We start from the raw sequence: 15067 nt of genomic DNA on the forward strand, positions 1-15067 counted from the left end.
TGCCCCATTGCCTGCCATTGAGAGTGCCTGCTATGCCTACGCCCCACGTTGAGACCGTGAAAATCGACGAACTGGACTGCTGGCGCATCCGCCATAACGGCGCCGAGCTGATGATTGCCCAGCAGGGCGCGCATATCTTCAGTTACGGCCGCGAAGGCGAGCAGCCGCTGATCTGGCCGAATCCTGAGGCGGTGTTCAAGAAGGGCAAGGGCATTCGTACCGGCGTCCCGGTGTGCTGGCCCTGGTTTGGGGTGTTCGACCGCAACCCGCCCAGCGTAAAGGCGATGCGCCAAAGTGATCAGCCTGCGGGCGCTCACGGTTTCGTGCGTACCGCGACCTGGGCATTGGCCGGCACCTCCCTTGAAGGTGAAGCGTTGCGGGTGGACCTGAAGCTACCGGTTCCTGCAGGCGGCTTCCCCGGCTGGCCCCATCAGGTCGACCTGAGCCTGAGCCTGCTGCTGGACGACCAACTGCACATCCGCCTGACCAGCCACAACCGTGGCGACGACACAGTCACGCTCAGCCAGGCGCTGCACACCTACTTCGCCGTGAGCGACGTACGCAACGTGCAGGTCGAAGGCCTGGACGGCTCGGCGTACATCGATACCGCCGATGGCTGGAGCGAGAAAACCCAGTCCGGCCTGCTGCACTTCACTGCCGAGACCGACCGCATCTACCTCGATACGCCCCCGTCGCTAAGCATCCTCGATCAGGACTGGCAGCGTCGCATCCAGCTCACCAGCCAAGGCTCGAAATCCACCGTGATCTGGAACCCCTGGACCGAACGCGCCAAGGCTTTCGACGACATGGCCGATGATGGCTGGCAGGGCATGCTGTGCATCGAGACGGCGAATGTGCTGGATGATGTGGTGACGCTGGCGCCGGGTGAAAGCCACACGCTGGGTGTGAGCATCACCGGTGTTACCCGGTAGATGGAGTTCCAAATGTGGGAGGGGGCTTGCCCCCGATAGCGGTGAATCAGACACCAAAGACAGTTACTGGCACCCTGCTATCGGGGGCAAGCCCCCTCCCACATTGGGTTCAGCGTAAGCTTATAGATCGGACTCCTTTACCACCCGCACCTTGCCCGCATCCAGCGCGTAGGCGGCGTCGGCCAAATCGTTGTTCACCGTCTCCACCTTCAACGTGCCGGTCACCCACAGCGGCGTGTAGATATCATCCAGTTTCAAACCCTTGGGATAACGCACCAGCACCAACTGGTTAGGCGGCGGTGGCGGCACGTGGATGCAGGCGCCCGGGTAGGGCACCAGGAAGAACAGCGTGCTGCGCCCCTTGGCGTCGGTTTCCAGAGGCACCGGGTAGCCGCCGATCCGGATGTTCTTGCCATTCATGGCGGCCACGGTCTTGGTCGAATACATCACCGCCGGCAAGCCTTTGCTCTGCTTCAGGCCACCTTTGTCGGTGAACGTGCCTTGGGCTTCGGGGGAGTTGTGATCGATCTCGGGCATGGCCTCGAGGGCCTTCTGGTCCGACAGCGGCATCAGGTCGAGCCAGTCGGTTTCCGGCAATTCACCGGCATGGGCCAGGCCAGAGCCCAGCAGAAGGAGAGTCAACAGGAAACGGCGCATGGAGAGGCTCGGCAAGTACAAGTGGCGAGCATTCTAGCCCTCTGCGCCTGCGCAGCGCAGAGGACTTTGTCGGCTGATTACTTCTTTTTGATCAGGCCGTAGATCACCAGCAGGATGATTGCGCCGACCAGTGCGCCGATAAAGCCTGCGCCTTGACCCGCCTGGTAGATGCCCAGCGCCTGGCCACCGTAGGTCGCGGCCAGGGAGCCGGCGATACCCAGCAGGATGGTCATGATCCAGCCCATGCTGTCGTCGCCGGGCTTGAGGAAACGCGCCAGCAGGCCGACGATCAAGCCGATAAAGATGGTTCCGATGATACCCATGGCATTTCCCTCTGAATGAAGTGAGCTATGCCAAAGCCTAGACAGGCTTTGGCATCCTGCAATCAGAGGACGGCGATAACCGAATGGTTCCCGCCGATCCCCGGGTTATTGCTCGGCGATCAGCGCTTCGACCTTGAGGATCTGCGCTTGCAGCGTTGCGCGGTCCTTGCAGCGCAGGTTGGCGTGGCCGACCTTGCGCCCGGCCTTGAAGGCCTTGCCGTAGTGATGCAGGTGGCAGTCTTCGATGGCGATCACGCGCTCCACCGGCGGTACCACGCCGATAAAGTTGAGCATCGCGCTCTCACCGACCTTGGCCGTGGAGCCCAATGGCAAGCCCGCGACAGCGCGCAGGTGGTTTTCGAACTGGCTGCACTCGGCGCCTTCGGTTGTCCAGTGCCCGGAGTTATGCACACGCGGGGCGATTTCGTTGGCCTTGAGGCCGCCGTCGACTTCAAAGAACTCGAACGCCATCACACCGACGTAATCCAGCTGCTTGAGCACGCGGCTGGAATAGTCTTCGGCCAGGGCCTGCAACGGGTGATCGGTGCTGGCCACGGACAGCTTGAGGATGCCGCTGTCGTGGGTGTTGTGCACCAACGGGTAGAAGCGGGTCTCACCATCCCGGGCGCGTACGGCGATCAACGAGACTTCGCCGGTGAACGGCACGAAGCCTTCAAGCAAGCAGGCCACGCTGCCCAGTTCGGCGAAAGTGCCGACCACATCGGCGGCGGTGCGCAGGACTTTCTGGCCCTTGCCGTCGTAGCCCAGGGTGCGGGTTTTCAGCACGGCCGGCAGGCCGATGCTGGCGACGGCGGCGTCCAGGTCCGCCTGGGACTGGATATCGGCGAAGGCTGGGGTCGGAATGCCCAGGTCCTTGAACATGCTTTTCTCGAACCAGCGGTCACGGGCAATGCGCAAGGCTTCGGCGCTCGGGTACACCGGTACGAACTGCGACAGGAAGGCCACGGTTTCGGCCGGTACGCTTTCAAACTCGAACGTCACCAAATCGACTTCGTCGGCCAGTTGGCGCAGGTGGTCCGGGTCGCTGTAGTCAGCGCGCAGGTGTTCACCCAAGGCTGCCGCACAGGCGTCCGGCGCCGGATCCAGGAAAGCGAAGTTCATCCCCAGCGGGGTGCCCGCCAAGGCCAGCATACGGCCCAGTTGGCCGCCACCGATTACACCGATTTTCATCGTCAACACCCTCAGGCGATACGTGGGTCTGGATTGTCCAGCACGCTGTCTGTCTGCTCGGCACGGAATTTCTTCAGCACCGCGTGGAACTGCGGGTGCTTGGCGCCCAGGATACTGGCGGACAGCAAGGCGGCGTTGATGGCACCGGCCTTGCCGATCGCCAGGGTGGCCACCGGGATACCGGCCGGCATCTGCACGATGGACAACAGCGAATCCACGCCCGAGAGCATTGCCGACTGCACCGGTACGCCAAGCACCGGCAGGTGGGTCTTGGCCGCACACATGCCCGGCAGGTGTGCGGCACCACCGGCACCGGCAATGATCACCTCGATGCCACGGGATTCTGCTTCATCGGCATACTGGAACAGCAAATCCGGGGTGCGGTGGGCAGAGACCACTTTCACTTCATACGGAATGCCGAGTTTTTCCAGCATATCGGCGGTGTGGCTAAGGGTGGACCAATCGGACTTGGAGCCCATGATCACGCCAACCAATGCACTCATCGTCGTGCCTCTTCTCTCTGGGCGCCCGCAGGCGCGTCAAAAAACAACAAGCCACGCGGGAAATCCGGCGTGGCTTGTTGTACGAAATGTGGCCGGTTGGACCGGCCGAAGGCCGCGCAGTATACCGTAATAATCCAGATAAACAGCCCCTGGGATGACCATCTGTCTAGCGGGGCAAAGTGGCGGTTTTATTGACTCTCAAGTCAGCCAAATCACCACAAGCCCCCTCCCACATTTGCCCTGCATTCGGCCCGAGATTGGCTCAGGCATTCTGCGCCGCGCCACCTTCCAACTTGCGCCACAACAACCGCACATTCGCCTTGCGCACCAGCGCGCAGCGATACAGACGAATTTCCAGCGGCACATGCCATTGCGGCCCGCCGCAGACCACCAACTCACCGCGGGCCAGTTCGGCACGCACGCTCAGTTGCGGCACCCAGGCAATGCCCAGGCCTTCCAGGGCCATGCTTTTGAGGCTGTCGGCCATGGCGGTTTCGTACACCGTGGTAAAGCGCAGCGCGCGCTGGCGCAGCAACAGGTGCACCGAACGGCCGAGGAACGCCCCGGCGCTGTAGGCCAGCAACGGCACACTGCCCTCGCCTTCGAGGTCGAACAGTGGTTTGCCGTCGGCGTCGGCCGCGCATACCGGAAGCATTTCGGTGTTGCCCAGGTGCAGTGAAGGGAAGATTTCGGCGTCCATTTGCATCGCCGCATCGGGGTCGTAGAACGCCAGCATCAGGTCGCAGCCGCCTTCGCGCAGGGCATGCACCGCATCGCCGACGTTGGTAGCCACCAGCCGCGTGGCGATGTTCAGGCCTTCGTTGCGCAGTTGCGCGATCCAGCGCGGAAAGAAACCCAACGCCAGGGAGTGGGCAGCGGCCACTTGCATGACTTCGCCCTGCCCGCCTTCCAGGTGATGCAAATGGCGCAGCACTTCACCGAGCTGCTCGACCACGGTACGTGCGGTGACCAGGAACAACTGCCCCGCCGCCGTCAGCTCAACCGGCGTGCGCGAGCGGTTGACCAGGGTCAGGCCCAATGCGGCCTCAAGGCTGCGGATACGTCGGCTGAACGCCGGCTGGGTGACAAAACGCCGTTCCGCCGCCTGGGAAAAACTGCGAGTCGCCGCCAGGGCACTGAAGTCTTCCAGCCATTTGCTCTCAAGGTTCATCACTGCCTCCCACGGGTACGCACCATTTTGGCACACACGCCCGCCATGATAGCCGGGTCACACTCACATTATGCCGTTTATGCATAGGCCAGTGTTTAACAGCATTGGCCCAAAATTTCCTACAAGCCTAGCATTCGCAGCGTTCCGGCCTGTTCCGGGTCCATATCGAGATGATTTCCGTCATGTCCTCCGCTGCATCATTCCGCACAGAAAAAGACCTGCTTGGCGTACTCGAAGTACCTGCCCAAGCGTATTACGGCATCCAGACCCTGCGAGCGGTGAATAACTTCCGCCTCTCGGGCGTTCCGATTTCGCATTACCCGAAATTGGTGGTCGGCCTGGCAATGGTCAAGCAAGCGGCGGCTGACGCCAACCGCGAGTTGGGCCAGCTCAGCGAAGCCAAGCACGCTGCCATCAGCGAAGCCTGTGCCCGCCTGATCCGCGGCGATTTCCACGAAGAGTTCGTGGTGGACATGATTCAAGGCGGCGCCGGCACTTCAACCAACATGAATGCCAACGAAGTCATCGCCAACATCGCGTTGGAGGCCATGGGCCACAACAAGGGCGAATACCAGTACCTGCACCCCAACAACGACGTGAACATGGCGCAGTCGACCAACGACGCCTACCCGACCGCGATCCGCCTGGGCCTGCTGTTGGGCCACGACGCGCTGCTGGCCAGCCTCGACAGCCTGATCCAGGCATTCGCCGCCAAGGGCGTCGAATTCAGCCACGTGCTGAAAATGGGCCGCACCCAATTGCAGGACGCCGTGCCGATGACCCTCGGCCAGGAATTCCGTGCCTTCGCCACCACCCTGGGTGAAGACCTGGCCCGCCTGAAAACCCTGGCGCCAGAGCTGCTCACCGAAGTGAACCTGGGCGGCACCGCCATCGGTACCGGCATCAACGCCGACCCACGCTACCAGGCCCTGGCCGTACAACGCCTGGCCGTTATCAGCGGCCAGCCAGTGGTCCCGGCTGCCGACCTGATCGAAGCCACCTCCGACATGGGCGCCTTCGTACTGTTCTCCGGGATGCTCAAGCGTACCGCGGTGAAACTGTCGAAGATCTGCAACGACCTGCGCCTGCTGTCCAGCGGCCCACGTACCGGCATCAACGAGATCAACCTGCCGGCGCGCCAGCCAGGCAGCTCGATCATGCCCGGCAAGGTCAACCCGGTGATCCCGGAAGCGGTCAACCAAGTCGCGTTCCAGGTCATCGGCAACGACCTGGCCCTGACCATGGCGGCCGAAGGCGGCCAACTGCAACTGAACGTGATGGAGCCGCTGATCGCCTTCAAGATCTTCGACTCGATCCGCCTGCTGCAACGCGCCATGGACATGCTGCGCGAGCACTGCATCGTCGGCATCACCGCCAACGAAGCCCGCTGCCGCGAACTGGTGGAACACTCCATCGGCCTGGTCACCGCGCTGAACCCGTACATCGGCTATGAAAACGCCACCCGCATTGCGCGTATCGCCCTCGAAAGCGGCCGCGGCGTGCTGGAACTGGTGCGCGAAGAAGGCTTGCTCGACGACGCCATGCTCGACGACATCCTGCGCCCCGAAAACATGATTGCCCCACGCCTGGTCCCGTTGAAGGCCTAAGCGTTTGTTGCACCGCTCACCAGGTTGAGGGACTAGACACCTCTCACCTTTTGAGGGCCTGAAGGCTCGTTCTTCAGGCCCTTTTTTTTGCCTCAAGGTTGTGAAATGACGCCCATAAAAAATCCAATATCGCCCTGCAAACCCTCCTTGCCTGTAACAGCTTGGCTGAAACCTTTAATCAGCCCGAGCAGACGGATCACGTTCGCCTAGGTATAGTGCCGCCCCTCTTCGCGTCTGCGGCCGTCGGTAACGAGCCCGGATACACGCGATAGCGCATGAATAACAACACCCGCAAAAGGATTGGGGTCGAACCGTCGCGCACTGCCTGGTGCTATGCGAGGGGTAGGACCGTCCTGCGTTTGCCATTAGAAAAATCAGCGAGGAACACTCCATGCTCGAAGTCATCAACGACTTCCTCTCAGGGAAAGTACTGATCGTGCTCATTGTCGGGCTCGGCGGTTATTTCACGATCCGCTCGCGTTTCGTTCAATTGCGTCACTTTTTCCACATGTTTTCGGTGTTTCGCGACAGCCTGAAAAACAGCTCCGACCAACTCAGCTCGTTCCAGGCGCTGATGCTCAGCCTGGCCGGGCGTGTCGGTGCCGGTAACATCGCGGGTGTCGGCATTGCCGTGACCCTGGGCGGCCCGGGTGCCGTGTTCTGGATGTGGGTCACCGCGCTGGTGGGCATGTCTTCGAGCTTTATCGAGTGCTCCCTCGGCCAGTTGTACAAGCGCACTGACGCGGAAGGCACCTACCGTGGCGGCCCGGCCTATTACATCCAGCACGGCCTGCACAAGCGCTGGCTGGGGATGGTCATGGCGTTCCTGCTGCTGGTGACCTTCGGCTTTGCCTTCAACGGCCTGCAAGCCCACGCCGTGACCCACTCGCTGAACAACGCGTTTGGCCTGGACACCACCTACACCGGCCTGGCCCTGGCGGTATTGCTGGGCCTGGTGTTCATCGGCGGGATCAAGCGCATCGCCTCGATCGCCGACCTGCTGGTGCCGGTCAAGACCCTGGTCTACATCGCCGTGACCCTGTACGTGATCGTGCTGCAATTCGACCACGTACCGGCCATGCTCGCGACCATCGTCAAAAGCGCCTTCGGCCTCGACCAAGCCTTCGGCGGCCTGGTGGGCAGTGCAATCATCATGGGTGTGAAACGCGGCGTGTTCGCCAACGAAGCCGGCCTGGGCAGTGCGCCCAACGTAGCGGCCGTCGCTTCGGTAGAACACCCGATCGCCCAGGGCGTGGTCCAGGCGTTCAGCGTGTTCCTCGACACCTTCGTGATCTGCACCTGCACCGCGTTGCTGATCCTGCTCTCCGGTTTCTACACCCCGGGCTTCGAAGGCGACGGCATTGCCCTGACCCAGAACTCCCTGGCCGCTGTAGTGGGTGACTGGGGCCGCATGTTTATCTCGGTGGCCCTGGCGTTGTTCGTGTTTACCTCGATCATGTACAACTACTACCTGGGCGAGAGCAACCTGCGCTTCCTGGTGGGCAACAACCGCAAGGTGCTGATGGGGTATCGCGCGCTGGTGCTGGTGCTGATTTTCTGGGGTTCGATCGAGAACCTGAGCACCGTGTTCGCCTTCGCCGACATCACCATGACCATGCTGGCCTTCGTCAACCTGTTCGCCCTGGCGTTCCTGTTCAAGATCGCCATGCGCATCCTGAACGACTACGACAACCAGCGCGCGGCAGGCATCAAGACCCCGGTGTTCGACTCCAGCCAGTTCCCTGACCTGGACCTGGACCGCAAGGCCTGGCCGGCCAACCCGGCAAAACCGGACGTTGCCGCATCGGCAGAACTGAACGCTCAAGTGCAACGCTGAGCGTAGACAGATGACACGCCGCCCGGCCTTGGGCATGCTCGGGGCCCGGCGGCGTTTTTCGTTCAGGAGAATCTTCGATGTCCCCAGCCAATAACCTCATGGTGCTCTACACCGGTGGCACCATCGGCATGCAGGCCAGCGCCTATGGCCTGGCGCCCACATCCGGTTTTGAAGCGCGCATGCGCGAACAGCTCGCCAACGTGTCAGTACCCGCCTGGCGCTTCCGGGAAATGTCCCCGCTGATCGACAGCGCCAACATGAGCCCCGCCTACTGGCAGCGCCTGCGCACCGCCGTGGTCGAGGCCGTGGATGACGGTTGCGATGCCGTGCTGATCCTGCACGGTACCGACACCCTGGCGTACAGCGCGGCGGCGATGAGCTTCCAGCTGTTGGGCTTGCCGGCGCCGGTGGTGTTCACCGGCTCGATGTTGCCTGCCGGCGCACCCGACAGCGATGCCTGGGAAAACGTCAGCGGAGCCCTGCTGGCGTTGGGCAAGGGCCTGGCGCCCGGCGTGCACCTGTACTTCCACGGCGCGCTGATGGCCCCGACCCGCTGCGCGAAGATCCGCAGCTTTGGTCGCCATCCGTTCGCCGCGCTGCAGCGCAACGGCGGTGTGGCCAAGGCCGAAGCGCTGCCCGCCGCGCTGGATTACCGCCAGCCGAAGGCCCTGGCCAATGTCGGCGTATTGCCGCTGGTACCGGGCATCGCCGCAGCACCATTGGACGCATTGCTCGGCAGCGGCATCCAGGCACTGGTGCTGGAATGCTTCGGCAGCGGCACCGGGCCCAGCGATAACCCTGAGTTTCTTGCCAGCCTCCAGCGCGCCGAAGAAAACGGCATCGTGGTCGTGGCAATCACCCAATGCCATGAAGGCGGCGTGGAACTGGATGTGTACGAAGCCGGCAGCCGCCTGCGCAGCGTGGGCGTGTTGTCAGGTGGCGGCATGACCCGTGAAGCGGTATTCGGCAAGCTCAACGCGTTGCTCGGGGCCGGGCTGTCCATCGCCGAAGTCCGGCGACTGGTAGAGCTGGACCTGTGCGGCGAACTGAGCTGACCCCACCGCCGCACTGTAGATAGTCACCCCCTTCCCTGGCTGGCCGGCCCCTAGCATGGAACACCCGAGCGAACACCTCGGGCCGTTCCCATCAACCGGCAAGACAGGGATGCCCCATGACCACGCCCATCTCAATCGCTTCACAACAGCCACTGGAATTGCTCACCCAACTGCTAACAGGCCCGTCGTTCAGGGAAGTGGCGGCGGTGTTGTTGCGCCAGGCGCTGCAGGCCCGCTACCCCACACTCGCAATCGACCCCGATATCTGCCTGATCGGCACCCCCGGCTGGGAGATCATCGACGAACAGGCCTGCGCCACTACCACCGCCTACCGCACACTGAGCGACAGCCTGACCGATCAGGCCGTGCTCGGCGAACCGACCCTGTACATCGAAGGCGAACACTTCCTGACCCAGCAACCGCTCACCGAGCCGCCAACCCATTTGCCGGTGCGCATCGGTGACATCGCCCATCTGCTCAATACCCTGGCCCCCGTCATGCTGGCGGCCTGGCAGGAGCAACAGCTGGCGTTCTGGAATAAAAGCAACGGCAGCGGCCCCCATTGGCATCAGCTGTCCAACTCATTGCGCGGGGTGTGGAATGTCCGGCAGGCACCGGGCTGGAACGAAAGCGACTGCGCCATGGCACGCCAGTTGTTTCACGCGCCCACCTACGATGTGCGACGGCTCAACGACCCATACACCAGCCACGCCTACCTGCTCGATATCGATCAGGTCGACGGCGCGCAGGTGACCCACCTCAACCGGCTCGCGCTGTCGGTCCTGATCGGCAGGCAGGCCGGGCGAGACGTCATCCTCACCCACTCGCTGCTCAAGGGCTATGAGAAGTTCACGTCCCTGGCACAGCTGGGCCAAAGCCTGCCCGCCCGCCTGGACACCTCGGCACCCCGCACACAGTTGCAATGGCGCCTGTTCGAACCTGACGGCAATTTTTTCGATCACCAGGCCTGCAGCCTGATTGCCTTGCAGGTCGAGGCCATCGGCAGCCTGGACTTCTCCGGCGTGCGCCACCCGGACACGGCGCCGCCACCCGGTGCCACCGAGTTGGCCACCGGCCCCGGCCCCGGCCGCGAGTGGTACCAGCAGGCGCTGCCGGGCTGGCTGCAAGAGGCGTCGACGTCCGACCTGAACTTCTATGCGCGGCATCTCAAGGACCTCGCGTCCCTGAACAGCAGCACCGGCGGCAAGTCGTATCAGGACGATATCCCGCCCATCGAGCAGTACGCGCTCAATCACCTCAAGGCGGAAATCCTCAACGACCATCCGCAAGCCGGTGCCCTGGCCTTGGACACGCTCACCCTGAAAGTCCAGCAGCCGGTGGTGTGGGGAACTTTCGCGGTGCCCGGCATGACCGAGACCACCACCTTCAACCTCGCCGAACTGGCGCTGCACAACCTGATCGCCCTCCCGGTCGGCAACAAGACCTTGCAGCTGCATAACGGCCAAAATCTGCCGGACTGGCTGACCGTCGAGTACATCGAGAGCCTCATTTCCCGGGTGGACATCGGCCGGAACTACCCGACACTGATCAAAAGCAAGCTGCTGGAAATCCCTCGCGAGGCCTCATCGCGAAAGAACCTCTACATCCAGCACCTGCGCATCCAGCTGCCGTTGCTGGCCCTGCAAGGCAAGATTCAGCAGCAGGACGGCATCGATGACCGCGGCTATCGATACGTCGCCGCCCTGATGCAAGCCGAGGCCTCGGATCACACGGTAGACGGGCAGACCATCGTCATGCGGCCTCTGGCGTTCATCCCGCAACGGCGGGACGACGCCACTGCCGATGAGGTCGAAAACATGTACGTCATCGGCCCGCAAGATCCCGCCGCCGGCCCCTGCCTGCTCTATCGACCGCTGTTCACGCCGGCCCTGGTGCAATATCCGTCCCCGACCAACCTGATGTACGCCATTGCCCAGTCCCCCGACCTGCGCCGTTCGGTGCTGGCTTGGTTGCCGGACAGCGCGCGCGATGCTTACGCCAACTATGTGTTCCCGGGAGAATTGCCTTCCCCCTGGGCCGTCGCCGATTTTCTGGTGGACGCCTCGACACTGGAAACCATGAGCGGCCCCATCGGCCTGGGCAAAGACCCACTCAAGGGTGACCTGCTCGCCGGCCTGTTTGAAGCCAACGCCCAGGCCCTGGTCAAGCTGGCCGACCGCCAGTCGACCTCCAATACCGAAAACCGCTGGGCGACCCTCAAGCAGACAGGCTGGACGCTCCTCAATGCCGCGCTGCCCTTTACCAGCCCCAGCGTAGCGACAGGCCTGTGGATCTGGCAGGTCGTCGATCAGTTGCAACAGTTTGTCGGAGCCACGGAACAGGACGACACCGCCGCCCAATGGACCACCTTCACCGACGTACTGCTGAACCTGTCGATGGCGATTACCCTGCATATCAGCACGCGCCTGCGTCCCCGCGGCGCTCGGCCCGAGCGTGAATCCAGGCCGACCGAGCCCTCGGCAGGGCAGCGGGTCGAGATCAAACAGCTGGGCGCCATCGACGGTAATGAAAGCCCACCGGGTCACACTCCACTGCTGCATAGCAGCGGCGCGCTCAATCGGTCGGCCGCCACCCTGGGGCGGGTGCTGGACCGTTTTAAAGTCAGCCAGCCTGGCGCAGCGAGCAGCGTCGACACCCGCCCGGGGCCCACCCGCCACCTGACCCGCGTCGCCGAGCGTTTCTACGCACAGGTCGGCGAGCGCTGGTTTGAAGTGAGCGCGGACGACGAGGGCAACGTGGTCATCATCGACCCTCGGCAGCCGGATCGAACCGGACCGCCGCTGATTCACAACGCCGCCGGCCAATGGTTCGTCGACACCCGCCTGCGCCTGCGCGGCGGCGGCCCCAAGCGCATGCTCAACAGAGCCGAAGCGGAAGCAACCCTCAAGGCCGCCGAAGTACGGGCCAAGCTCGAGGCCTTCGAAAACGCCAAGAAGACCGCACAAAGAGCACTGCAACAGGCCCGCCAGGCCATGACCGACGTCTCCGGTAACGCTGCAGAAGTCAAACGCCAGCACTACATGGACACCCTCGACCAGCAAAGCGCGGATTACGAAGCGGCACTGCAACACCTCAAGACCCTGAGTGTGTTCACCCCGGTCCCCGACTATCAGCAAAAAGCCCTGGGTTATATAAGAGCGCAACTGGAGCTTACCGAAGCCGCGATCAGGGAGGCCCAGACCACCTTCACCCCCCAGCTCAGGGTCGTGCTTGACCAGCTCGAACACCCCGACACCCGGCACCCGGCGCGGTACGTCGAAGACGCGCGACAAATGACCGAGATGAGTGAAGACATGATCACGCGCCTGGACTACACCCATGCGCGCTTCACTCAACTCAAGGCCCTGGCCAAGGAGGGCGTGCAGTTGATCCAGAGCGCCAGGAAAAAACTGCCGGCCTACACCAGTATCGACCTCAAGGCCCTGCAGATAACCCTGGCGCGCAGGTTGTGCCTGCCGGAGGACAGCGCGACCCGTGCACCCCAGGCCTGGGCCAACCTCAATGAGATTGTCGACAACGCCGATCTGTCGGTCCAGGCCCTGCGCGACACCCTCAACGAACGCAGCGAGGCGCGGCTGGACGAACGCATTGAATCCCTGAGCAGCCTGATCGAACAATTCAAGGTCCTTGACGAGCGCCTGGAGGACTTCTCCCAGGAGTTTTCCAGCCTGACCCACCTCTCCCCGCTGGAACGCCTGCGCAAACAGGTCAAGGATTTCTCCAGGCAGGCCTTGACCCATCTGTCCCAGCTGCACGCTGAGCGGGACATCCTGCGCAACCGGCCCACCCCTCCACCGACGCCCCCCAAGCCCTTGAAGAAATTCATCCATACCCGTTACAACGGCGTGATGATCGGCGAGCCACGCCTGACGGCGGTCGGCCTTGAAACCGACCTGGTGGATATCAAGTCACCGCTGACCCGGCAGGTCATTGCCACCTTCCATGAAAAAAGCCCCAACGTCTGGGTGCAACGGCTGAGCCCTGCACACACCGAGCAGGCGGTGCCCGAGCTTCAGTCCAGCCTCGGACAGGGCCGCACGTTGCTGGACGGTTTGCCCGCGTTCAAGCAACGGGCCATCGAGCAAACACGCCAAGCCGGGCGCACCGCCGTCGGCATCGAATACCTGTACCACCGTCACGCGTTGCTGCTGGAAGAAACCAGCCGGCACATCGAGCTGGCCCTGGCCGACAGCACCATCACAGCGGATCAAACCCAATCGGCAACCGCCCTTGGCAAGCAGCTCAACGACGCGGCGCAGGACCTGTACCGGCGCGCGTCCGAAAGCATGGTACGCATGATCAAACAGCAGCCCCCAACCACCAAAGGCGTCGAATGGCTGAGCCAGCGCGACGAGATCGTCATCAAGAAATCCGTGAGGCGTCGCCGGCTCAAAAGCAGCACACCGGACTACCTGGACGAATACATCATCACCGAGCGCGCGACCCATCAAGTGCTCTGGTACGCGCACTTTCATTATTCGACCGACTGGACGCCTGCCAAGGCCTACCTGAGCGCACGGTTGAAAACCACCCATGAATATCGACAAGGCTCGGCGGCCGACTCGGTCAAAGGCCTGAACGAGCAGCAGCAAATCGACTATTACCGCAGCGAGATCAGCCTGGAGGCGGCCAAACGGCTATTTTTTGACCACAAGTAGGCGGCACACTCCTTGCTGCCTCTGGGCAAACCCTGGCAGGACTTCCCCATGCTGCACTCGCACCTGACTACGCTCAACGCCGTCTCCCTGGTACTCGACACCTTCAGGGCCGAGGGCGTGAGCCGCGACGTGCTGCTGGCCGGCAGCGGTATCTGCGGCGCCGACCTGAACCGCGCCGACACGCGCATCACCACCAACCAGGAGATGCGCGTATGTGCCAATGCCGTGGCCCTGCGCCGCGATATCGGCCTGGAGTTGGGCCGGCGCATGCACGTGTCATCCTACGGCATGCTCGGCTACGCGCTGCTGACCAGTGCCACCTTCGGTGACGCTTTGCGCCTGGCCCTGCGCTATCCGGCGCTGTTGGGAACACTTTTCGAGCTGAGCCTGGAAGACGACGGCCAGCGCATCTGGTTCACCGCCGACGGGTATCGGGAAAACCCGGCGCTGGCCACCTTCAATGTCGAGTTCTGCCTGGTGTCGTTGAAGGTCATCTGTGACGATCTGCTGGGCCATGCCCTGCCGTTGCTCGGTGCGCGTTTCGAACACCGCGCCCCCGACTATCGCGCACGCTATGCCGAACACTTCGATTGCCCTCTTGCCTTTGCCGCCAGTGCCAATGCCTTCGCTTTCGACCGGCACTGGCTCGACCAGCCGTTGCCGCTGGCCGACCCCATCACCCACCGCGCCATGGGCGAGCGCTGCCGCAAACAGAACACCGAATTCACCGGGCGCCAGGCCTGGCTCGGCCGGGTACGCCAATTGCTGGCCGCCCAATTGAACGCCGCCCCCGGCATCGATGGCCTGGCCGGGCAGATGAACTGTTCGCCGCGCACCTTGCGCCGGCATCTGCATGACCTGGGTTGCAGCTATCAGGAACTGCTGGACGAGTTACGCTTCGAGCGGGCCAAGCAGTTGCTGGGCGAGGACCAACTGCCGATCTATCGCATCGCCGAGCAGTTGGGCTTCAGTGAAACCGCAAGTTTCAGGCACGCCTTCGTACGCTGGAGCGGCGTGGCACCGAGTCAGTTCCGCGCTTGAGTCGCGTGCCCCCACATGGGGCGAATAACGGACACAGGCTTTGGCCATATTTATCCCCTTTTGGCCGCTCC

The 15067-nt window shown here is 63.0% G+C and carries 11 protein-coding genes; 6 read left to right on the forward strand and 5 right to left on the reverse strand.

From position 1 onward, the window contains the following. The first annotated feature begins 32 nt into the window (after positions 1 to 32). Positions 33 to 932 (forward strand): D-hexose-6-phosphate mutarotase, encoded by a 900-nt coding sequence (locus AC07OT_RS10385; protein ID WP_495108009.1) that lies wholly within the window; start codon positions 33 to 35, stop codon positions 930 to 932. Positions 933 to 1052: 120 nt separating this feature from the next. Here the strand turns inward: AC07OT_RS10385 and AC07OT_RS10390 are convergent, their stop codons facing one another. The 5 genes from AC07OT_RS10390 to AC07OT_RS10410 all read right to left on the reverse strand — a co-directional run bounded on the left by AC07OT_RS10390 (position 1053) and on the right by AC07OT_RS10410 (position 4777). Then, positions 1053 to 1589 (reverse strand): DUF3299 domain-containing protein, encoded by a 537-nt coding sequence (locus AC07OT_RS10390; protein ID WP_053128148.1) that lies wholly within the window; start codon positions 1587 to 1589, stop codon positions 1053 to 1055. Positions 1590 to 1666: 77 nt separating this feature from the next. Then, on the reverse strand, positions 1667 to 1912 hold the full coding sequence (locus AC07OT_RS10395; RefSeq protein WP_016978642.1) for a GlsB/YeaQ/YmgE family stress response membrane protein: 246 nt from the start codon (positions 1910 to 1912) through the stop codon (positions 1667 to 1669). Between the two features lie 105 nt (positions 1913 to 2017). Continuing rightward, a complete protein-coding gene (locus AC07OT_RS10400) occupies positions 2018 to 3103 on the reverse strand; it encodes a 5-(carboxyamino)imidazole ribonucleotide synthase (RefSeq protein WP_027608240.1) in 1086 nt (361 codons plus the stop codon). Positions 3104 to 3114: 11 nt separating this feature from the next. Continuing rightward, on the reverse strand, positions 3115 to 3606 hold the full coding sequence (gene purE / locus AC07OT_RS10405) for a 5-(carboxyamino)imidazole ribonucleotide mutase (RefSeq protein ID WP_003176980.1): 492 nt from the start codon (positions 3604 to 3606) through the stop codon (positions 3115 to 3117). Positions 3607 to 3868: 262 nt separating this feature from the next. Then, a complete protein-coding gene (locus AC07OT_RS10410; RefSeq protein WP_115485444.1) occupies positions 3869 to 4777 on the reverse strand; it encodes a LysR substrate-binding domain-containing protein in 909 nt (302 codons plus the stop codon). 182 nt (positions 4778 to 4959) lie between these two features. Here AC07OT_RS10410 and aspA point away from each other — a divergent pair, with 182 nt between their 5' ends. The 5 genes from aspA to AC07OT_RS10435 all read left to right on the forward strand — a co-directional run bounded on the left by aspA (position 4960) and on the right by AC07OT_RS10435 (position 14996). Beyond that, positions 4960 to 6384: an aspartate ammonia-lyase gene (gene aspA, locus AC07OT_RS10415; protein ID WP_025854459.1), complete on the forward strand. Its 1425-nt coding sequence runs from the start codon at positions 4960 to 4962 to the stop codon at positions 6382 to 6384. Positions 6385 to 6775: 391 nt separating this feature from the next. Then, the gene (locus AC07OT_RS10420; protein WP_065937955.1) at positions 6776 to 8221 is read left to right on the forward strand and encodes an alanine/glycine:cation symporter family protein; all 1446 of its coding nucleotides are present in this window, start codon (positions 6776 to 6778) and stop codon (positions 8219 to 8221) included. Positions 8222 to 8298: 77 nt separating this feature from the next. Continuing rightward, positions 8299 to 9276, forward strand: coding sequence for an asparaginase (locus AC07OT_RS10425; RefSeq protein ID WP_495108010.1), 978 nt, complete (start codon positions 8299 to 8301; stop codon positions 9274 to 9276). Positions 9277 to 9392: 116 nt separating this feature from the next. Further along, complete coding sequence (locus AC07OT_RS10430; protein WP_495108011.1) at positions 9393 to 13955, forward strand: hypothetical protein; 4563 nt, start codon at positions 9393 to 9395, stop codon at positions 13953 to 13955. Between the two features lie 48 nt (positions 13956 to 14003). Next, positions 14004 to 14996: an AraC family transcriptional regulator gene (locus AC07OT_RS10435; RefSeq protein WP_495108012.1), complete on the forward strand. Its 993-nt coding sequence runs from the start codon at positions 14004 to 14006 to the stop codon at positions 14994 to 14996. Positions 14997 to 15067 lie beyond the last annotated feature (71 nt).

It is taken from the genome of Pseudomonas sp. GW821-FHT09C10, assembly GCF_059418085.1.